Below are 21,618 nucleotides of genomic sequence, written 5' to 3'. Positions count from 1 at the left end.
GGGCCTCCTTCACGCTACGTAGTGGTAAGCGGCGGCGACGATTTCACGGTAGGTTTCCACCGTCATTTGCTTGGCATTGCTGCCGTCGGAGAAATTCTTCTTCGACTTTTCGGCGATGCTCAGGAAGTCTTCCTCGCGCACGCCTTTCACCTCGGCGAAGCGGGGGATGCCCAGGTCCTTGCTCATCTGGAACAGGTAGCCAACGGCGGCCTCGGCGGCCTCGGCCGGCGAGAGGTTGGGGTCGATACCCAGTGCATAGGCGACCTGCGCGTGGCGGGTGATGTCGGCGTCGCGGTTATGGCCGAACACGAAGGGCAGGAAGATCGCGTTGCCCACGCCGTGTGGCGTGTCGTACATGCCACCGATGGCTTCGGAAATGCAGTGCACGCTGCCGACGTCCGCGTTACCGAAGGCCATGCCGGCGATCAGGCTGGCCACCAGCATTTGCTCGCGTGCATGCAGGTTGCCCGGCTCCAGTACGGCGGGCCTGAGGTATTGGCTGATCAGGCGGATGGCATGCAGCGCCAGCCCGTCGCTGATCGGGTTCGACACGCGGCAGGTGTAGGCTTCGATGGCGTGGGTGAGAGCATCCATGCCGGTTGCGGCGGCAATCGATGCAGGCAGCGTGTCGAGAATGCGGGAGTCGAGCAATGCCAGAACGGGGCCCACCCGGTAATCCTGGACGCTCATCTTGAAATGCCGGGCGGTATCGGTGATCACCGAGAAACAGGTCACTTCGCTGCCGGTTCCGGCGGTGGTCGGGATGGCGACGATAGGCGGGATGGCGTGCCTGAGGGTGAAAGAGCCCTCGTAGTCTTCGATCCGACCCTCGTGGGTCAGCAGCAGGCTGATCGCCTTGGCCGCGTCCATCGCGCTGCCGCCGCCGATGGCCAGCAGGCCTTGGATACCTTTGCCGCGATACAGCTGCGCCGCCTGGTTGATGTCTTCGCTGCGAGGGTTTGCCTTGACGTCCGATATCTCGTCGAACGCGATCTCCCACTCATTCAGGCTGGCATACACGCCATTCAACAGGCCTGCGGCCTTTACCCCGGCGTCCGTCACGATCAGCACATGCGCCATGCCGAGTTCCCGCAGGTATTCGCCGGTGCGCTCACGCAGGCCGGGTCCCATCACGACTTTGGCGGGGAGTAAGAACTTGAATTCCATACGTACCTCTTGCTCGATTTTTGTCGTTGTTGAACGGCAGTGGAGGAATTCACGCGCAGGGCGAACCAACGGCTCCGGCGTGTGATGCATGGCTCTGCGGTCGAGAATCAACCGGGAACCTTTTTGTCTTATGTGGGCCTGGATAAGCACGAACTTCGAAAAGCCCCATGCAAGTCCCGAGGTGTAAAAAGAGGGGCGGCACCCACCCGCCCCTGAAGGGATGTTCCGTCCTAATGCATTTGGCCTGCGAGCAGGGAGAGCAGCGTTCCTGTCAGGCAGGCGGGGAAGTCATGCCCCATTCCCGGCAACAGCACCAAGCGTGCCCTGGGAATGGCCGCCGCCGTGGCGAAGCCTCCGCTGGTGGCGACCATGAGGTCTTTCTCAGCATGGATGACCAGCGTGTTGCAGCGAATTCGCTGGAGTTCCTGCGTTCGGTCGCCCGAGTTGATGATGGCGCCGATCTGCCTCGCCATCCCGAGGTTGCTCGCTTCCCCGCCGCCTCGTTCCCAGGCTTGCATGGCGTAGTCGCGATGGGCCTGCTCGTCCCATTCCAGCGTCGTACCGACGGAACGCATGATCTCCACATAGTCGCGAACGCTCTCCTGCTGGTTCCGGGGAGGGCGCCGGAGAAGCTGCAAGATGGTCTTGAACGCTGGCTGGCCTACTCGCAGCGATCCTGTCGTCGAGAAGATGGACGCCAGGCTCATGACTCGCTGCGGATAACGAGCGGCAAGTGTCTGGGCGATCATGCCGCCCATCGACATCCCTACGACGTGCGCCGCACCCAGGCGCAGGCCATCCATGAGGCCGATCACATCGTCGGCCATGTCGCCCAGGTCATACCCCGCAGTCGGTTTACGGAAGAACTGTTGCAGGGTCGTGGGCGGGGTAACCTCGGTGAAGAAAGACCTGCCCGAGTCACGGTTGTCCAGCGTGATCACGCGCAGGCCCCGCTCGACCAGGCCGGCGATGAGCGCTTCAGGCCAGTAGATCAATTGCAGCCCCAGGCCGACGATGAGGATGACCGCAGGCACGGTTTCCGGACCGTGGCTGCGATAGCAGAGGCTACGCTTGCCCGGTAGCTCGCAGAACCGATCCGCAGTCATCGCCCGCCGCCCTGAGTCTGAAGCGCCACGCTTCTGTGCAGGTAGGCGTCAGGCACCGTGCTGAACCGGAGGCATTCGTCGGCGACCTTCCCTCGGCGCAAAAGCTTGATGTCACGGAAGTAATCCATCGACATCACCCAGGGCTCACGAGGCCCCTGGCGCGGCATGCTATCCAATGCCCGCTGGACATATCCGGCCCCGAAATCCAGCAGGGGACGGGTTTCGACACCATCCGGCGCCTTCGGCTCGCAGACGTTATGGCCCTGGCTGTCCATGAAGCCCAGCAAGCGACAGAAGTGGTCGCACAGCAGGCATACTTTCAGCGTCCAGGATGAGTTGGTATAGCCCACCGCAAAGGCAAAATTGGGTACGCCGGAAAGCATCGTGCCCTTGTACGCCAGCGTCTGGCTCAACACTACCGGCTCGCCATCCTTGTGCAGGGCGATACCGCCGAACAACTGCACGTTCAGACCGGTGGCCGTGATGATGATATCGGCCTTCAGTTCCGTGCCGGACTTGAGCAAGACACCGGACTCGGTAAAGCGCTCGATATGGTCGGTAACGACCGAGGCTTTACCTGCACTGATGGCCTTGAAAAGATCGCCTTCGGGAACCGAGCACAAGCGTTGGTCCCAGGGCTTGTAGGGCGGGTTGAAATGAACGTCGACCGGATAGCCCTTCGGTAATTCTCTACGGGTCAGCCATATGAGCAGCTTGCGGGCGAGCCCGGGGAAGCGCTGGCAGAATCGCCAGAAGACCAGGGTGATCTTGGCATTCTTGTAGCGCGTCAGTGAGTAGGCGGTTTGCGCCGGCAGAATCTTGCGAAGAAAAGCGGCAACGGAATCGTTGGCGGGCTGGTTGACGATATAGGAGGGCGTCCGCTGCAACATGGTGATGCTGGCGACCTCGTCGGCCATGGCGGGAATCAGGGTCACCGCCGTTGCGCCGCTGCCGATGACCACCACATGCTTGCCCCGATAGTCCAAGCGCTCGGGCCAGTGTTGCGGGTGGATGATTTGCCCCTTGAACTGCTCCGCGCCCTCGAAGCGTGGGCTGAAGCCTTGGTCATAACGGTAGTAACCGCCTGCGCTGAACAGCCAGCGGCATTCGATGGTGCGGGTTTCTGCCGTGTGGCCGTCCTCGACGCATACTGCCCACAGCCCTTTGTCGCTCTGCCAATTCGCCGAGACCACTTTCTGCCGGTACTGGATGAAGGGGTCCAACTGGTATTCAGCGACGGCTTCTCGCAGGTATTCGAGAATGTCGGCGGCATCCGCCAGAGATTTCGCCTTGGTCCAAGGCTTGAAGTCGAAGCCGAAGGTGTACAGGTCGGAGTCGGAGCGTATGCCGGGATAGCGGAACAGGTCCCAGGTGCCGCCCATTCGCTCCCGGGACTCGAGAATCGCAAACACCTTGTTCGGTTGGTGACGTCGAAGGTAAGCCGCAGCGCCGATGCCAGACACACCGGCTCCTATGATCAGAACGTCGAGCGGCTCAATTGGAAGAGCAGTGTGAGAGGACATGTCGCCTCCTATTGTTGTGTTATAGAGACTTGATCTTTTGACTTGATCGTTTGACCAGAATAGACGCGAGCGAGTTGCTGGTACAAGGTGCGAAATGCACCAGGTTTCCATCGGTTTGGGTTTATTTGCACCTAGGTGCCACACCAGGCCATGGCGGAAGGCCTGATCCATGGACGAGAAGCGCACAGTCAGCTTGCAGGATTACGAGGAGGAGACCGGGCGAGGTGGCCGCCCAGGATTCCGCTGGAGGCGGGGAGAGGAGAGCTAGAAGAGGCGTCGCACCTGCACTGGCAAGAGGCCCGAAGAGCAGGGGCACGGCGAACCGTGTCCCCATGCCCCTCTCTAGAGATGCGCCTTCGAAAAGATCAGAAGCTGGCCACCAACAGCTTCACAGCCTGGCAGGCGGCTTCGGTCTCGGCATTCAGCCGCTCCTGGTCACCATGGGCGGACCAGGCGAGAAGCAAGCCATCGAACAGGTTGATGAGCAAGCGACTGACAGTGGCCAGCGCTTCCTGGTCCAGCACCGAGCCAGCGACCTGTTCGATGGCCTGCTTCGTCGCTTCGATGGAGTCGGTGTAGATCTTGCTCGCCATCGCGGGGTTGTTACGCAGATTCCAGAAAAACAGCTCGAACTGCGTAGTCGCCAGTTGCGGATGCGTGGTGAACCACCCGACCAACTGGCGCAATATCTCTGCTACCGAGTCTGCCGCCGTGGCTCCCGCCGTAACGTGCAGCAAGGACTGCTGTGGCGTGTCTATCAGGGATTCATAGACCGCGTCGAACAATTCGTCCTTGGTGTGGAAGACATAGTGCAGGGAGGCCAATGGAGAATTCGCCGCGGCCGCGATGCGACGGGTAGTGGCATTCGCCACACCATATTCCGCGATCACCTTCACGGCGGCCTCAATAAAGTCTTGCCTGCGCACTTCGGCGCCCACTCGAGCCATTCAGCTTCTCCTTCTTCGGTGTTGCCGCCAGGCGACTGGTCCGCTGTCGACCGGGACGAATGCTAACGCATGGCCGTTCTCCAATCCATGAGTCGACACGCCTGAAGACCAAGGCAGCGACCCTTTGTCTCTCCAGATGTTTCGCTCCGACCGCAGGCGATGCGTAGCCGAAGCGGAACAGGATCGAGCCTGGGCAATCCGCTATCGCCAGCGCGAACCCGCGTAGAGCCGCATCTTGATTCGGCAGGCCTTTCCTGAGCGCCGAGATGCCACGCAGAATTATTAATCGTTTGACTTGATCACATGATCATGTCGTATGATCAAACCTCCTTTCCGCGCCAGGCGCAAGGAGAGGGCGGTCTGACCGCATGAGAGTGAACGCTCATGGGCTGAGGCTGATTGCGGAGGCCCTGCAGAACAATGACAACACGACACAGGTAGGCATCAGATGAGTACGCGAAGATTGACGACAGTCAGCTGCGACACCCCGATCGAGCAGGTAGTGGAAATCATCAGGCGTGATGGCGCTGTCGCTATTTCCAACTTCGTCTCGGAAGAAACCTTGAAGTCTCTTACCGAGGACCTGGACAGCTATCTGGGCGTTACCCCCTGCGGCATGGACCCTTACTTCGCCGGCACCCAGACTCGACGTACCGCGCGGATCCTGGCGAAAAGCGACTCCGCCGTGGAAGTGGCACTGACCCCCCTGTTCCTCGAGACGGCAAAGCAGGTATTGCAGACTCCCACCCATGTCTGGGTAGGGAACGATCGGGTCGAGATCACGCCCGATATCCAACTGAGCATGACCCAGGCCATACAGATCGGGCCTGGACAAGGTCTTCAACCCCTGCATCGCGACGATGCCACTTCGCTCTGGCGGCATCCGCAGTATGGTCGCGAGGCTCGCTTGCAGCTCATGCTGGCGATTACCGACTTCACCGAAGAGAACGGCGCGACGCGGGTCATTCCTGGCAGTCATCAATGGGATGACGAACGGATGCCCACCCAGGAAGAAACCATCGGCGCGGAAATGAAGGCAGGCACTGCGCTTCTCTGGTTGGGATCGGTATATCACGGCGGTGGCGCCAACAGATCCGACGCTCCTCGCACAGGCCTGACCATGGCCTACGACCTGGCCTTCCTGCGCCTGGAAGAAAACCACTTCCTTTCCATACCCGTCGAGCGCGTTCGGCAACTCCCCGCGCAAATGCAGCGTCTGCTGGGGTGGAGTGCCAGTTCCACGCTACTGGGATGGGTGGAGATCGATGGTCAGATGCGTGACCCGCAAGAGCTGCTGGGCATGCCCTCCTTTTCCGAGGCAGGGAAGGGGTTCTAGCGGCACTGCCATGGATCGGCCCATGAGAGGAACAACGTCCGGCAACCCGGGAGTGATGTGAATGAATGCCTTCAACGGAGCGGCACGCAACAATGCCGAACCCATGAGATTCCGCAGCCTTGGCGGATGGGTGGAGCAGCCAGACGACCTGCAGCCGGCGCTGACAGGCCACGAGCACGCAGACGTAGTCGTGGTCGGCGCCGGGTTCGCCGGCCTGTCAACGGCGCTGGAACTAAGGGCGCGTGGAGCGAACGTCATCGTTCTGGAACAGCAGTTCGCAGGCTTCGGGGCCAGCGGGCGCAATGCCGGGTATCTGCTCGGCAGCATGGGCATAGAATGCGAGGTCTTCGTCAAGCGAGTGGGGCTTGAGCAGGCACGTAAGTTCGTCGGTTTCTATGACGAGGCCGTCACTTACGTGGAAGAGCGTTTGGCTGCGCTGGACATCGATTGCGATTACACGCCCTCGGGAATCATCCGGGCCGCCGTCCATCCCAGCCAGGAAAAGCGACTGCGAGCGAACATGGAGCTTGGCCACGCGCTGGGCTCTGTCACTCGCTTCGTGGATAGCGCCGAGATGCGCGCGCGAGGCATACCGCCCGCATTCCTGTTTGGCAGCGAGCAGCGTGGCGGCACCTTGAATCCGGGAAAGTACGTCAACGGCCTGCGTCGTGCGGCAATCAAGGCTGGCGTGAAATTGTACGAACGCACGCCGGTGCTTTCCTACTGTGAAGGACAGGTGATTACCTGCAATACGGCCCAGGGTATCGCCACCGCCCCTGTAATGGTTCTGGCGACCAACGCCTACACGCCTCAGCTGGGAGTGCTACGCAACAAGGTTGCACCGATCCGGGTTTCGGCAATCGAAACCCAGCCGCTATCGGCGGAGCAACTGGCGTCCCTGGGTTGGCAAGAGCGTGAAGGCCTCATTACGCCGCACTACACCATGGAAAGTCATCGCCTGACGGCCCATGACACCCTGCTGCTGACCGTGAAGCAATTGGGTTATGCCTACGGCTCGAAGACACCCAATGTTCCGGACCACGCCGCCTACGCCGCGTTGTCGAGAGTGTTGCGCGAGCGTTTCCCTTCCTTGCAGGGCCTTGCCATTCGGCATTGCTGGAGCGGGTATATCAGCGGGGCCTACGACTTCCTCCCCGTGGTCGGGGTGACAGGGGCCAGGCAGAACATCTTCTATACGGCGGGATGTTCAGGGCATGGCCTTGCCACTCAATCGCTCATGGGCGCGCTTTTCGCCGAGCGAATCGGCGGTGGAGAGCCTCCGCTGCTAGCGGCGCTGGAACACAAGACGCCATCCATGCTACCCGAGCCACTTCAATGGTGCGCCATAAAGTCGGCCTTTGCGGCCGCCAGGCTACTGGATGCATGGACCGACAAGAAAGTGCGCAAAGACAAAGCCTTGAACGGCTGATAACGATGCGGGGAGTTAATGGGGATATGCCCGTGCTCCCTTGCACCGATTAGACACAAGGCATCGATACAACTCTATCTGAAGGGGCAGCTAACGTGGAACCGAGAGACTTGTTCGCTCTGCTCTCATGTATTCTCCTGGTGATTTCCGGATTGTTTTATGGCGCTGCATTCATCAGGCGGAAAAACTATTTGCTTGGTCTGGAGTTCTTGATCGTAGGTATCTCGGCATCGAACTTCACTACATTCATAGCCACCGGCTGGCAAGCCAACTACAACATCGCGATCTTTCTCGACGCCTTTTCGCGAGGGGTGGGAGTGCCAGTTATCGCTACGCTCGGGCTAATGGCAGTTACCCACGATTACAAACCGTCGCCCGCCAAGGACATCCTCATTTTTGTAGCTGGCTTTGCCGCTACCGGCGTCTATTTCCTGTCTGGAATCATCGAGGGATTCCTCCCTTATTTCTATGTATTCATGTGGTCAGCCTATACCTTGTATCTTTGCTACTTCACCTTGCAACTGGCCCGTGCAGGCGAAGCCCTCCATACTCTGGCCACCATCGTTGGCGGGCTGGCGGGCCTGGTAGTAGCGCTCAGGTATGACTTCTTCCCGATTCCGGGAGACGACACGAAGATGGTCTTCATGACCATGGCCTTCCTGGCTTGGTCCTATTCCATGGTGCAGTTGTACTATGCCTATGGTGCGCTGGAGCGTTCGAACAAGGTATACGGCCAAGCGTTTCCTCGTCCACGCTAAACAATACGGCGCGACAAGTTTTTCTTTCTGACCCGATAACTTGGCAGAACTGTTCTGCTGTAACTCCATGGCAGGCCCTGGCCCTGCCTTTTACCGCCCTTCGGGGCGGTTTTTTTGCAGGCATTACATCCGCTATAGTCCCGCTCCGCCGCGGAGCGTGCATTGTCGGATAAAGTTGCTCGATTCATGACCGGTCATATCCGATCGCTCCCTCTGACTCGAGGCGAAACGACAATTGAAAATGCCCGAGCCGATATCTACGAAAGTTCCCCTCAAGCTCTCTTGTGCCCTGTTACCAAGCATCTCCAGGTAACACATGTTTCTTTACTTCCCAAGGTGGTGCACAGGGCACTGGGCCTGGAACAGAACTTTTTCCATAACCGCCTGATTTATAACAATTAAAAAAACATGAAAGAGAACTGGCATATGGTTTGCCTCATGATCGTCCGACATGGTCAATTGATCAGGTCAAATGATCATTATCGACAGGAGCCGACTTCTTCCCCTTGGGAGGTCGAGCAACCGGTCCATGCCCTGTGTGAGGAGCCATCCAATGAAAGATGTAACTGAACGGCTGGAAGGTGAAGCGCCCACCCGTCGTGTTTTCCAACAGCAGTTGTTCATGACCCTCGCGGTATCGACCGTGCTCTGTTCGGTCCAGGCTGCGCCCCAGGGCCCCGAGGCGCTGGGGTCGAAACTGACCCCCTTGGGCGGGGAGATCGCAGCGAGTGCAAGCGGGGATATTCCTGCCTGGACGCAGCCTGGACAGCAGGACGAGGGATGGAGCTACGGCCAGGTGCGAGGAGAGCACTGGAAGTTCAAGGGCGACAAGCCGCTCTACAGCATCGACGCGAACAATCTCGCGCAACACTCGAGCAAGCTGTCCCCCGGACAGGTCGAGCTGTTCAAGAGGATTCCCGGCTATCGCATGGATGTGTATCCGACCCGTCGGACCTGTAGCGCTCCGGACTTCGTGGTCGAGAACACCCGGCAGAACGTTGGTTTCGCCAAGCTCGATGCTGCCGGCCTCGCTCTGGACGAGGCTCACGTTCCGGGCATCCCGTTCCCCATGCCGAGTACCGGTGCCGAGGTGATGTGGAACATGAAGATGCGCTACCGCGGCGTTGGCGTCGAAATTCCCCGGACCATTTCCGGAATTTCTCCACGCAAAGGGGGGGAATGGTTACGTCAGTCGACAGATACCTTCTTCTTCACGCCCTGGGGGAAAAAGGGGAGTGCGCTCTTCTCGTCAGTTGGCCGCCTGGAGAATGCGACCTTCTTCAACTACCTCGAGCCGGCTGCTCTGGCCGGCCAGTCCGCGGTACAGACTGCCGTGGCCGGCGAACAGGCCACGACCTTCTACTACTTCCCCGGCCAGCGCCGCGTGCGGCGAATGCCGTCGTACTCCTACGATGCGCCACAGATCGGCCTGGATAACCAGTACACCGTCGACGAGGCGAACGTCTTCTTCGGCACCATGGACCGTTTCGACTGGAAGCTGATCGGCAAGCAGGAGTTGCTGGTGCCTTACAACGATTTCGGTGCCTACGACACTGGCGCCAAGGTGGAGACGTTTGCCGGCAACGACTCGATCGCGCCGCAGTCGCGTCGCTATGAGCTGCATCGGGTCTGGGTCGTCGAGGCCAATGTCCGTCAAGGCATGCGCCATCAGGCGCCGAAGCGCATGTTCTACATCGACGAGGACAGCTGGAACCCGTTGCTGGCGGTGGACTACGACAAGCAAGGGCAGATCTGGAAAGTGCGCGAAGGGTTCTCGATTCCCGTGTACGAGACAGGCGCCTGCGACGTCCAGGCCCAGGTCCAGTACAACCTGGCGGATGGCCGCTACCTCTTCGACATGACCTCGATCGGGGCGGGCAAGAACGATATTCGCTGGCTCACCGAAGACAACGGCTCCCCCCGACTGAAGCGTGACTTCTTCACCTCCGACAATCTGCGAGCCATCAGCGAGCGCTAACCGACGTCAGATCGAGAGCCAGCATGAAAAAAATAATTACGAAAGCCTCAGGCCTTGTCATCGCGTGCACAACCCCACTGGCAATGGGATTCACGTTCGAAACCGAAACCCTCAATGGCTCCTTCGACTCCACGATCACCGCAGGCATGGGTCTGCGTACCGAGTCACGGGGCTGCAACCTGATCAACCAGGGACCGACCGGGCACAACGCGCCCTCCGGCTGCCTGGCGCAGAGCTCCGGCGTGGCCGACCAGGGCGACCTGAACTACGACCGCGGCGACATGTTCACCAACTACCTCAAGGGCACCCATGAGCTGTTGCTGAAGATGCCCGAGGACATCACCTTCATGGCGCGCGGCACCTGGATCCGCGACTTCGCTGCCACCGATACCACCGGCACGCTGTCGTTCAACACCCCGGAGAGCGTCGGCAGCAACGGGCTGAGCGACGACGCCCGCGACGACCTCGCGTTCAAGGCCCGCCTGCTGGACCTGTGGGTGAGCAAAGGCTTCGACGTGGGCGGGCAGCGGGTCCGCGCACGCCTGGGCAACCAGGTGATCAACTGGGGCGAAAGCCTGTTCGTGGCCGGTGGCATCAACAATACCAACGCCTACGATTACCAGGCCTTGGCGCGCCCCGGCGTGCAGCTCAAGGAGGCCGTGCTGCCGGCGCCGATGCTCAGTGTCGCGTCGGGCCTGGGCTCGGGTGTCAACGTCGAGGCCTACTATCAATTCCGCTGGAACAAGAGCGAATTGCCGCCGGTGGGCAGCTACTGGTCCACCACCAACGCGCTGGGTGAGGGCAGGGGGGACTACGGATTCTCCGAAAAGGACGCCCGTGACAGCGGCCAGTGGGGCCTTTCGCTGCGCTGGCAGCCGGAGGACAGCGACGTCGCCTATGGCTTCTACGTGATGCGTTATCACGACAAGTTGCCATCGTTGCGTGTCGCCATTCTCGACCCGAACACCTTCGCGGCGGCACCGACCTGGGAGTACCAGGAAGACCGGATGATGTACGGCATCAGTGCCAACATGCCGATCGGTGACTGGGCCGTCGGTACGGAGCTGTCGTACCGGCCGAAGGACTCGGTCATGCTCAACCCGGTCATCGACCTGTGTACCGGCAACGGCGGCAAATGCTGGAAGGACGAGAAGAAATTCCAGTGGCACCTGACCGGCCTGTACAGCTTCACGCCGTCCAATTCCCCGACGCTTCTGGATTTCAGCGGGGCCAGCACGGGCAGCTTGCTGACCGAACTGGTGGTCATCAAGTACCCGGGGCTGCATGACGAGGTCAATGGCGAACCGCTCGCCGCGGGGCTCAATGCCTGGCAGCTGGATCCTGCCAGAGCGCCGAAGTCCCGTGGCGACAAGACCTCTTCAGGGATCAACCTGGACTTCAGCCTGACCTATGACGGCACCTTGTTGCCGGGCTGGCAGGTCACGCCGGGCGTCTTCTATGCACGGTCGCTGGGAGGACGGACACCGAACCTCAGCGCAACCTTCACCAAGGACGCGAGCAGCATGAACCTGTACCTGAACTTCGTGCGGAACCCGGCCAGTTGGCAGATTTCCCTCAACTACGCGAAGTTCATGGGCGGTGAGACGCCCTACGACCAGCTTTATCGTGACCGCGATTATGTCGGCATCGCGATCTCCCGCACCTTGTGAGGCTTGCCTTGAACGGTTCTGTAAAGCTACCTGAGGCCCCGACACGTGGCCTGTTGTCATATGTCGAAGGTGTGTTGTTCAGGCATCGCCGGCTGGTGCTGGCGAGCCTGGCGGTATTCACGCTGATCATGGGCTGGTTCGCCGTACAGCTGCGCATGGATGCCGGCTTCGAAAAGCAATTGCCGGTAGGCCACGAATACATCGAGACATTCGAGGCCTACCGCAATGACCTGCTGGGGGCGAACCGACTGACCATCGTGGTCAAGGCCCGAGAGGGCGATATCTGGAGCGCCCCGGGCCTGAAGCGGCTGTATGACGTCACCCAGGCGGTGACCTTCCTCCCCGGAGTATCGCGCAGCAGCGTGCGCTCCCTGTGGACGCCCAACGCCTTCGTCAACGAAATCACCGAGGAAGGTTTTCGTGCTGATCCGCTGGTACCCGGAACGGTTTCTCCCGAGCACCTGGATGACCGGATCATCGCGAAGATCGCCAATTCCACTGCCCAGGGCGGCTTCATCGGTACGCTGGTTTCCCGGGACCAGAGCAGCGCGATGATCACGGTGGAACTCAACGAGTACGATAGCCAGGGCGCCCATCTGGACTACGTAACCTTCAACCATCGGCTGGAGAAAGAGATCCGCCAGCGCTTCGAAGACGGCGATTTCGAAATCCAGATCATCGGTTTCGCCAAGCAGATCGGCGACATCGCCGACGGAGCTTCAGCCGTGCTGGAGTTCTGTTTGTTGGCGTTGCTGCTGACGGCGGGGGCGGTGTACTGGTATTGCCACTCGCTGCGTTTCACCTTGCTGGCGTTGGTCTGTTCGCTGGCCTCGCTGGTCTGGCAGTTCGGCAGCTTGCGCCTGTTGGGCTACGGGCTCGATCCGCTGGCAGTGCTGGTGCCCTTCCTGGTGTTCGCCATCGGGGTTTCCCATGGGGTGCAGCAAATCAACTTCATCGTGCGCGAGATCGCCATCGGCAAGAGCGCCGAAGAGGCGGCACGCTCGAGCTTCACCGGGTTGCTGGTTCCCGGGACGCTGGCGCTGGTGACCGCGCTGGTTTCCTTCGTGACGCTGCTGTTGATCCCGATCCCGATGGTGCGGGAACTGGCGATCACGGCTTCGCTTGGCGTGGCCTACAAGATCGTCACCAACCTGGTGATGCTGCCGTTGATGGCGTCGTTGCTGCGCGTCGACGACAAGTACGCAGCCGCCCAGGAGGTTTCCCGGCAGCGTCGCAGCCGTTGGCTGCGGGGCCTGGCCCGGCTCGCCGAGCCACGCAAGGCGCAGTGGGTGCTCGGCGCGGCCTTGGCGGTGTTCCTGGCGGCGATCTGGCAAAGCCATGACCGCGTCGTCGGCACGCTGCAGGCGGGTGCGCCGGAGTTGCGCGAGGACTCGCGCTTCAATCGCGACGCGGTCTCCATCGCCAGCAACTACGACATTGGCCTGGACTGGCTCAGCGTGGTGTTCGAAGTCGACAAGGCTCCTTCCGAGGTGGCCTGCGAGGATGTCGCCCTGGGCCAGTACCAGGATCGTTTCGTGTGGGCCATGCAGGGGGTGCCCGGCGTCCTCTCGGTCGCGTCCTTCTCCACCACCATGCGTCAGTTCAACGAGGGCTACAACGAAGGCAACCCGAAGATGGCGACGGTGCCCATCGACCCGATGAACTACGCCGCGCTGGCCACCGAGGTTGCGCGAACCCCCGGGCTGATGCGCATCGATTGCAGCATGTCGGCCGTGCACCTGTACCTGGCCGATCACAAGGCCACGACCATCAACCGAGTGGTGGACGCCGCCAAGGCCTTCCGCAGCGAGTATCCGATGTCAGGCATTTCGATCCGCCTCGCCTCCGGCAACGCCGGCGTCCTGGCAGCGATCAACGAAGAGGTGGAGAAGAGCGAGACCCCCATGCTGCTTTACGTCTATGCCGCCATCGCGTTGCTGGTGTTCGTGGCCTATCGCGACTTGCGGGCGGTCCTGGTGTGTTGCCTGCCGCTGACCATCGGCACCTTCATTGGCTACTGGTTCATGAAGGAGCTGCAGATCGGCCTGACCATCGCCACCTTGCCGGTGATGGTGCTGGCAGTGGGCATTGGCGTCGATTACGCCTTCTACATCTACAACCGCCTGCAACTGCACCTGGCCCATGGCCAGACGATCACCAAGGCGGTGGAGTACGCGCTGCTCGAGGTGGGCGTCGCCACCATTTTCACCGCCATCACCCTGGCCGTTGGCGTGGCCACCTGGGCCTTCTCGGAGCTCAAGTTCCAGGCCGACATGGGCAAGCTGCTGGCCTTCATGTTCATCGTCAACATGGTCATGGCCATGACCGTGCTGCCGGCCTTCGCCGTGTGGCTGGAGCGGGCGTTCCCGCGCAAACGTCCCGTGCGCATGATCGGCGCGCTGGTGCACTGAGGAGAGAAGCATGAAGTTCAGGGTTTCACTCACCGCGGCCTTGCTCGCAGCAGGATTGCCGCTGATGTCTCTCCAGGCCGCGCCGTTGCAGGCCGTGCCGGCCGTGCAGGCGGGCAATGCCACGCAGGCCACCATGCTGGCCGCCGGCTGGGCCGGAGAGCGGGTGGTTGCCGTGGGCGACCACGGTGTCGTGTTGTTGTCCGACGACCAGGGCAGGCAGTGGCGCCAGGCACGCTCGGTCCCACTATCCACGCCATTGACGGGTGTGTCCTTCGTGGATGCCAGGCACGGCTGGGCGGTGGGTCACTGGGGCGCGATCCTGTCCACCGCCGACGGCGGGGAATCCTGGCAAGTCCAGCGCCTGTCGAGCGAAGAAGACCGGCCGCTGTTCGCCGTGCACTTTTTCGATGCCCGGCAGGGCGTTGCGGTAGGGCTCTGGTCGTTGGTGCTGACCACCGAAGATGGCGGCAAGACATGGACGGAGCAGCCGTTGCAAGCGCCTCCAGGAGCCAAGCGGGCCGACCTCAACCTGATGGGGCTGTTTGCCGACAACCACGGCAGCCTGTACGCCACGGCCGAGCATGGGCAGGTGCTGCGCTCCGACGACCAGGGGAAGAACTGGCGTTACCTGGATACCGGCTATGAGGGTACCCTGTGGTCTGGCGCGGTGCTGGCCGATGGGCGTCTGCTGCTGGGTGGTCAGCGTGGCACCCTGTTGCAGGGCTCTGCCGATGGCAAGGCTTTTCGCAGAGTGCCAACGCAAGGCAAGGGCTCAGTCACATCCATAGCAGTGGCTGGCGCTCGGGTATTGGCGGTCGGGCTTGACGGACTGAAGGTACGGAGCAGGGATGGTGGAAACAGTTTCCAGGAAGCACCGTCGGCTGACGGCCTTTCGCTGACGGCGGCGCTGTTCAACGCCGACGGCACGCCGCTGCTGTTTTCACGTCGCGGAGTAATGCCCCGCCAGGAATGAAAGTGTTCACCGGCCTCTTTGCTTGTCCGGGGACGCGGTTGGGCCTGGCGCCTTCGGGGCCAGGCCGGCCAGCGTGGAAGACTTCTAGAGCTGGAGATAGTCGGCCAGGTCTGCGTAGTTATGTTGCCACAGGCCTGGGCTGCCATTGGGGTACTGGGAGCGGAAGCCGAGGATCTTCTGAACGCGCGGAGCAAGCGTTCTGACCAGTTCGAGCGGCACGATCAACGGGTAGGCCTCTTCAGGCGTGATGATCGAAGCCTGCATCGGGATGGTCAGCCCGCGACGGTAGAAGTCAGCGGTCACGTTGGCCCCGCCGCCATGAACGACTTTCCCGCCGAACAGCACGGCATCTCCTGCTTTCAACAGGGCAGGGATCGTCATTTCTGGGGTTCCTACATCGTCGAAGTCATCCCAGTCCTGGCTCCCGGGGATCAAGCGCGTGGCACCGTTTTCCTCGGTGAAATCGGTCAGCGCCAGCATCAGGTTGGTGATGGTGCGCGGCGCATGTTTATTCATGGCCACGAACGGTTGGTACTGCGCCATGTCGCGGTGCAGCATTTGCGCTTTGTTGCCTGGGCCGATCTCGATCAACTGGGCCGTGGTCAGCCACCAGTCACCGCACTCCGCGGCGTAGAGCACGTTCCCCAGGTCGTGAAAGAGGTCGTCATCGAGGATCTCCTCGCGAAAGGTCTTGCTGTGGGTGACGAGGTTGGTGAGCCGTTTGGTCTGGCGGCCATGGAACTCGGCGATCAGCTCGTGCTGGTGCTTGGAGCCGGCCTCGAGCGCGGCCAGGGGAGCGTCCAGTTCGTTGTTGATCCGTGCGACTTGTTCGGGGGTCATGAAGTTGCGGATGATCACCGCACCTGCCTGGTCGCTCAGCAGTGCAATCTCTTGCGCTGGAGTCGAGCGGGTTACGACGGGCAGGCTGAAGGTATCGCGAGAGGCTGACATTGAAAGAACTCCGGATTGAAGGAACGGTTGGCGCAGGCGGGTCGCTGTCCGGGCAACGGGCACCGGCGAACAAGCCCGCTTGCCACTGCGCTAAACCCCAAAAAAAGAACATGGAGCGTCACGGCGCCTCCTTGTATTTTTTGTTCAGGCAGTGAGTTCATGCTAGGTTTCCCCCAACCTTGCGCCAAGGTACGAACTGCACCATTTCCTCTGTGATTTTTGAGTGATTTGCACCGCCCATGACCAGTACGCCATCCTCCTGGCCACGCCCATCGGAAGCCGTTCGTGAACTCATGCGCAAAGGCGCCGAGCTCGCTCAGGCGCTGCCGCCGGAGTGGGTCGAGCGCCTCAATCAGGCGCTGTTCTCTTCACCGGAAGATGCCAAGCTGCTGGAGGACCCGGTCATCCTCGCGGCGTGCCGGCGCGCCAACCGCGCAGAGTTGCTGCATTGGGCGAACGCCAATCTGCAGCGCCCCGGAGAACCGGTGCAACCCTACGTCTCGGCCGACATGGTGGACACGGCCAGGGAGCTCGCCCGCAGAGGGCTGTCCGAGCTGCTGATGAATGTCGCGAGGTCGACACAGAACACCGCCTGGGAGCTATGGATGAAGATGGCCTTCAACCTGACGCAGGATCCCAGGGTGCTCGAGGAGTTCCTGGAGGTCTCGTCGCGGTCCATCTCGGAATTCATCGACAGCAACATGCGTGTGGTGACCCAGATCATCCTGGAAGAAAAGAGCGCCCAGGCCCATGACGACCCGATCGACAAACGAAGCCTGGTCAGTCGGCTGCTCGACGGCAGGGATGTGGATACGGAGCAATTCGGCAGGCGGCTGGGCTACAGCCTTTTCCAGAAGCACTACGCCGGCCTGGTCTGGTGCGAAAGCCCGGACGCCGAGATCCGCCTTCTGGAGGATGTGGCGCGTACCCTGGCGCAACTCACGGGCACGGCGGCGCCGTTGATCGTATTCGCCGGCCCCGCGACCCTGTGGGTCTGGAGCCATGCGGCGAAACCGCTGGACCTGAACCTGCTGCAAGGCATCGCACTGCGGTTTTCAGGGATTCGCGCGGCAATCGGCTCGCCGGGCACGGGAGTCAATGGCTTCCGTCGCTCGCATCTGGAGGCCCTGACGACGCAAAGGCTGATGGGCCGCCTGGCGGGCGCACCCGCCGTTGCCACCATCGACCAGGTGAGGATGGTGTCGCTGATGACCCAGGACGACCGCGCGGCCAGGCAGTTCGTCTTGAGCACCCTGGGGCGGCTGGCGACGGAGCCTTCGGTGCTTCAGCGCTCGCTGCACGCCTTCCTGGCCAATGGCTGCAATGTCACCCAGACCGCAGAAGCGCTGGGCACGCATCGCAACACATTGCTGCGCCGGCTGGAGCGTGCCCAGGACCTGTTGCCCGTCCGGCTTGCCGATCATCGCATTCAGATCGCCGCGGCCCTTGAACTGGTGATCTGGAGTACTCCCCTGATCGATGATGATAAATAACCATAAAGACCGAACGCGCTCTTCACAGTAAAAAGGATGCCCCGGTCAGGAAAAGACCGCCAATAAGGAAGAGGGTGATCAGACGAGTGCTGAGCCTGAGAGGAGGCTGATGCTCGACAGTCTTGTCCAGGGCGAAATAAAGCTTTCTGAGTATTTGCCGCTCATCGATATCGTCTGCATCGAATATTGAATCGATCACCGAGTCCGCGCTTGGAAATGGGTTATGCAAGAGCGGAGCGACATCGAATGCACTTTTCTGGAGCGCCCGCGCGGAAAGCAGAGCCGAAGTGACCAGGGCCGCAAGCGCTGCGATAGCAAGAACCACCTCCAGGGGAGTAATCATGCTGATACTGGCCGAAGTGCCAAAGCGAAGCATGGTCCCATATAGAGTTATCACGCCGGCGAGGGCACCGAGTGACAACGTGAACATGAGGCGAAGGTAGACCGTCACCAGGTTCCTTGAGGAAGAAACCTGCTCAAGATAGATTTTCACCAGTGCTTCAATGGTCAGTCGGCGCGCTTCGAATACAAGCCGACGCTCGTCGGGGGAGGGGCTAGGTGACATCCGTCGTCCTTCTGCTATGGTTGCCTGCTCGTTTCATCTTCGAATAGAAAGATGAGTCCCGCCAGAGCACTTTTTGAATATTCAATGCAGGACGGCGCTTGCCGCAGCAGCGCCGTCATCGTCAATGGAACATACCTACAATTTCATCTTCATGTCATGTTCCGGTTTCGACCCAAGACAGCGGACGTCGTCCCAATGCATTCAACGTCGATCTATCCATTCGACTGTTGATTGCCAATCCATTGTCCAGACGGAGTGCCAGAGCAGCCGGCAGGCTGCGAATATGCGGCATAGATGGACCGTCATGGCTGCGGGACATTCAGCGTGAGGATGAGTATTTGCTCATGACGGGCCCGTATCGGCGATACAGCATTTCATGCAGTGGGCTCCGTGCAGAGGCGGTACCGAAGATCGGCAGCAGGCATCTTGTGCGGGTGCTGCCGGATCTGTCCGGGATTTGACCTGCACAGCGAGCCGTCGAGGGATGGGATTCGAGTTAAAGGCTTCAAACCATGCATGGAGGAGAACGGCGCGCAAAAGATCGAGGGCTTGATAAACGATGCATTCAATTTAACATAATATACATTATGCGAAGCCATGGATAAGAACCCCTGAGCCGAGAGGTGTCAGTTTAACTAAATGGCTGGACTTTTCACATTAACGATAGGAATTCCTTTGGTTCAGACACTTGGAGAGGCTTCCTCTTGTGAAGCCTACAGATATTCCTGCAATTAGATTGAACATACTCTTCGCCTCACAGGCAGGGCTGCCTGAGTCCCGTAATAGAGGTGATCGACACAGCGGTTGCGACAACACCCTCAAGGTCTCCTGGGCGACGTCCTCGACACCGAGCGCCTTCATCGCCACGCAAAGATGCGGAGCCTAGGCGCCGGCACTGGAGCTTAACCGGCGAACCTGGATAACATGGCCAACGCTCACCTTGCGGCGGGGCTTGGCGGTGCCGACGACAATTGCGGTGCCGTCGGCCTTGGACTCAATGAGGTAACTGCCACGGTATGCCCGGCTGCGAGCGCTCGCAGATAGGCCACGCGAGTCGCACCTGCAGCAACTGCTGGAATCTGGTCTTCAAGATTCCGAGTCTCCTGTTCGGTGAGGCGCTTTTTGTTTGGCATACCTTTCCCCTCAGAGGAAATGGATAAGGTTAGGCTCCCATAGGTAGTCAATGCTTCGTGCGCAGCACATCGATGGCTTGATCTACACCGGTGGGCACAGAGTTGACGATCTGGCGAATCAGCCTGCTAGACGGCCAATCGGCTCAAAATCAGTCCCATCTGCTGGGACTGCGTTCAAAAAACGATTGCGTCTTTCAGTACACTGGGCTAACGCAGCACGTGCCGCAGCCTGAAAACGAGCCATCATGATTGGCTTTGGCTCGTGTTTAGTCTTTTTCACAGATATCTCCACAATTTCATTTTGGTCCTCTTCCTTGTCAGCCTACCAAACAATGCTGACCGCCCTCCTCTTCCCTCTGCTTGCCGCAGCCTTCCGGCAATTCCAGACGCAGCGGACCGCTCCTCACCGTGTAGACAAACCTCTGGCCCGACGGTGGGCTAGCGGCTCATGGAGTCCACACCGGCAATGCAGAAGCGTCGGGGCTATCAAGGATGATGGCAACGCTCTGCTCTGCCCGAGTCACGGCGACATAGAACGCCGCTGCCGAGGTAGCGGCGAGATGAACACTTTTCTTGATGAAAGCCTCGATCTTGGCTGTGGCCGCGATGAGCATGTGTGTGAATTACCGTTGGCGCCGAGCGAGGATGACTGGAGGCGCGGCAGCATTATCGTAAGCGAACGGGCATCACACCTTGCCGGCGGGTACCCAGTTATGCGGCAGCAGCTCGATCAGGGCGCTGGCCTTCTGCGTCGGCAGGCGCATGAGCACGTCCTTCAGGTAGGCGTACGGATCGTGCCCGTTCAGGCGGGCTGACTGGATCAGCGTCATCAAAGCTGCGCCACGTTGGCCACTGCGCAGTGAGCCGGCAAACAGCCAGTTGGAGCGCCCCAAGGCCCAGGGACGGATCTGGTTCTCGATCCAGTTGTTGTCGATGGGCAGGTTGCCGTCATCCAGGTAACGCACCAACGCTGCCCAGCGTTTGAGGCTGTAGTCGAGTGCCTTGGCGATCGCGCTACCTTCCGGCACCTTCTGCCGCTGCCCAAGCATCCAGCCATGCAGGCCATCGATGATCGGCCTGGCTTTGTCCTGGCGTAGTTGCCGTCGATGTTCGGCGAGCAGCTCGCGCCCTTCGCGCTCCACCTCGTACAGCTGGCCGATATACTGGAGGGCCTGCTCGGCCAGTTGGCTCTGGTTGGCGGCATGCAGGTCGAAGAACTTGCGCCGTGCATGGGCCATGCAGCCGATCTCGGTCACGCCTTGCTCGAAGCTGGCCTTGTAGCCGGCGAAGTCGTCGCAGACTAGCTTGCCTTGCCAGTCGCCCAGGAAGCTGCGCACGTGCTCACCGGCCCGGCTCGGCCTGAAATCATAGACCACGGCCTTGAGGTCGGCGAAGGGGCTGGGTGCATAGGCCCAGACGTAAGGAGGATGGCGTCCTGCCGAAGCAGGCAGTCGCGCAGGGCATCGACCAGGGGTTGCAGCTGGACACCGCAAGCGCCGACCCATTGCGCCAGCGTGGAGCGCGCGATGGCCAGCCCGGCGCGGGCGAAGATCTTTTCCTGTCGATACAGCGGCAGGTGATCGGCGAACTTGGCCACCATGACCTGAGCCAGTAGCCCGGCAGTCGGGATGCCCTTGTCGATCACCTGCGCAGGCACTGGGGCCTGGATCAATATTTCACACTTGGCGCAGACCCACTTGCCACGGATATGCCGCTCGACGGTGAAGGAGCCTGGGGTGTAGTCGAGCTTCTCGCTGACGTCTTCGCCGATGCGCTTGAGTTGGCAGCCGCAGGCACATTGGGTGCTGTCCGGCTCGTGAAGTATCAGTGTGCGCGGCAGCTCGGCCGGCAGAGGCGCCCGCTTGGGCTGCTGCCGTAGCTCGCGCTTGGCAGGGACCGGGCGTGCCGCTTCAAGCTCTGCCTCGATGGCGGCGATGTCGGCATCGATCATCTCTTCCAGCAGGTTGAGCTGGTCGGCATTGAGCTGCTCGCTACGACGGGCGAAGCGGTGGCGTCGCAGCACGGCGAGTTCGTGGTTCAAGCGCTGGTTGAGCGTTTCCAGATGATCGACGCGCTGACTCAACTGCGCGGCCAGTTGGCGCAGTTGCTCAGGCGTCAGATGATCGAAAGCGGCAGAATCCATGGCGCCGAGTGTGAGGATTTCTGGCCCCCCTCGGC

Annotated in this window: 15 protein-coding genes and 1 pseudogene; 8 read left to right on the top strand and 8 right to left on the bottom strand. The window is 60.8% G+C overall.

What is annotated here, in order from left to right; genetic code table 11:
* Positions 1 to 9: 9 nt before the first annotated feature.
* The 4 genes from AC4OR5_RS09745 to AC4OR5_RS09730 all read right to left on the bottom strand — a co-directional run bounded on the left by AC4OR5_RS09745 (position 10) and on the right by AC4OR5_RS09730 (position 4,743).
* Positions 10 to 1,167, bottom strand: coding sequence for an iron-containing alcohol dehydrogenase (locus tag AC4OR5_RS09745; protein ID WP_003089170.1), 1,158 nt, complete (start codon positions 1,165 to 1,167; stop codon positions 10 to 12).
* 230 nt (positions 1,168 to 1,397) lie between these two features.
* Positions 1,398 to 2,273 carry an alpha/beta fold hydrolase gene (locus AC4OR5_RS09740; protein WP_058160458.1) on the bottom strand — a complete coding sequence of 292 codons (876 nt, stop codon included), beginning with the start codon at positions 2,271 to 2,273 and terminating at the stop codon, positions 1,398 to 1,400.
* The gene (locus AC4OR5_RS09735; RefSeq protein WP_016253449.1) at positions 2,270 to 3,796 is read right to left on the bottom strand and encodes a flavin-containing monooxygenase; all 1,527 of its coding nucleotides are present in this window, start codon (positions 3,794 to 3,796) and stop codon (positions 2,270 to 2,272) included. Before AC4OR5_RS09735 ends, AC4OR5_RS09740 begins: the two co-directional genes overlap by 4 nt.
* Positions 3,797 to 4,161: 365 nt before the next feature.
* Positions 4,162 to 4,743 carry a TetR/AcrR family transcriptional regulator gene (locus AC4OR5_RS09730; protein WP_031636170.1) on the bottom strand — a complete coding sequence of 194 codons (582 nt, stop codon included), beginning with the start codon at positions 4,741 to 4,743 and terminating at the stop codon, positions 4,162 to 4,164.
* 448 nt (positions 4,744 to 5,191) lie between these two features.
* Between AC4OR5_RS09730 and AC4OR5_RS09725 the strand changes: the two genes are divergently transcribed.
* From AC4OR5_RS09725 to AC4OR5_RS09695, 7 genes are all read left to right on the top strand, one after another.
* Complete coding sequence (locus tag AC4OR5_RS09725; RefSeq protein ID WP_058160459.1) at positions 5,192 to 6,079, top strand: phytanoyl-CoA dioxygenase family protein; 888 nt, start codon at positions 5,192 to 5,194, stop codon at positions 6,077 to 6,079.
* A 61-nt stretch (positions 6,080 to 6,140) separates the two neighbouring features.
* Complete coding sequence (locus AC4OR5_RS09720) at positions 6,141 to 7,508, top strand: NAD(P)/FAD-dependent oxidoreductase (RefSeq protein ID WP_023110050.1); 1,368 nt, start codon at positions 6,141 to 6,143, stop codon at positions 7,506 to 7,508.
* A 110-nt stretch (positions 7,509 to 7,618) separates the two neighbouring features.
* A complete protein-coding gene (locus AC4OR5_RS09715) occupies positions 7,619 to 8,266 on the top strand; it encodes a hypothetical protein (RefSeq protein WP_015648784.1) in 648 nt (215 codons plus the stop codon).
* Positions 8,267 to 8,819: 553 nt separating this feature from the next.
* A complete protein-coding gene (locus AC4OR5_RS09710; protein ID WP_003089182.1) occupies positions 8,820 to 10,244 on the top strand; it encodes a DUF1329 domain-containing protein in 1,425 nt (474 codons plus the stop codon).
* 23 nt (positions 10,245 to 10,267) lie between these two features.
* The gene (locus AC4OR5_RS09705; protein ID WP_023094036.1) at positions 10,268 to 11,914 is read left to right on the top strand and encodes a DUF1302 domain-containing protein; all 1,647 of its coding nucleotides are present in this window, start codon (positions 10,268 to 10,270) and stop codon (positions 11,912 to 11,914) included.
* 8 nt (positions 11,915 to 11,922) lie between these two features.
* Complete coding sequence (locus AC4OR5_RS09700) at positions 11,923 to 14,325, top strand: efflux RND transporter permease subunit (protein ID WP_058160460.1); 2,403 nt, start codon at positions 11,923 to 11,925, stop codon at positions 14,323 to 14,325.
* Between the two features lie 10 nt (positions 14,326 to 14,335).
* A complete protein-coding gene (locus AC4OR5_RS09695; protein ID WP_058160461.1) occupies positions 14,336 to 15,298 on the top strand; it encodes a WD40/YVTN/BNR-like repeat-containing protein in 963 nt (320 codons plus the stop codon).
* Positions 15,299 to 15,382: 84 nt separating this feature from the next.
* On the opposite strand, the gene AC4OR5_RS09690 is transcribed toward AC4OR5_RS09695, so the two are convergent.
* Positions 15,383 to 16,249, bottom strand: coding sequence for a phytanoyl-CoA dioxygenase family protein (locus AC4OR5_RS09690; RefSeq protein WP_003089190.1), 867 nt, complete (start codon positions 16,247 to 16,249; stop codon positions 15,383 to 15,385).
* 293 nt (positions 16,250 to 16,542) lie between these two features.
* Here AC4OR5_RS09690 and AC4OR5_RS09685 point away from each other — a divergent pair, with 293 nt between their 5' ends.
* Positions 16,543 to 17,742, top strand: coding sequence for a PucR family transcriptional regulator (locus tag AC4OR5_RS09685; RefSeq protein WP_009876420.1), 1,200 nt, complete (start codon positions 16,543 to 16,545; stop codon positions 17,740 to 17,742).
* Positions 17,743 to 17,764: 22 nt separating this feature from the next.
* Here the strand turns inward: AC4OR5_RS09685 and AC4OR5_RS09680 are convergent, their stop codons facing one another.
* From AC4OR5_RS09680 to tnpC, 3 genes and pseudogenes are all read right to left on the bottom strand, one after another.
* Positions 17,765 to 18,307: a hypothetical protein gene (locus AC4OR5_RS09680; protein ID WP_003122765.1), complete on the bottom strand. Its 543-nt coding sequence runs from the start codon at positions 18,305 to 18,307 to the stop codon at positions 17,765 to 17,767.
* A 1,579-nt stretch (positions 18,308 to 19,886) separates the two neighbouring features.
* Positions 19,887 to 20,054 carry a hypothetical protein gene (locus tag AC4OR5_RS09675; RefSeq protein ID WP_233270698.1) on the bottom strand — a complete coding sequence of 56 codons (168 nt, stop codon included), beginning with the start codon at positions 20,052 to 20,054 and terminating at the stop codon, positions 19,887 to 19,889.
* A gap of 72 nt (positions 20,055 to 20,126) precedes the next feature.
* Positions 20,127 to 21,583, bottom strand: a pseudogene (gene tnpC, locus AC4OR5_RS09670) (IS66 family transposase).
* Positions 21,584 to 21,618 lie beyond the last annotated feature (35 nt).

This window comes from Pseudomonas sp. YA1 (assembly GCF_058680555.1).
This window is presented reverse-complemented; position numbering and strand designations above follow the sequence as displayed.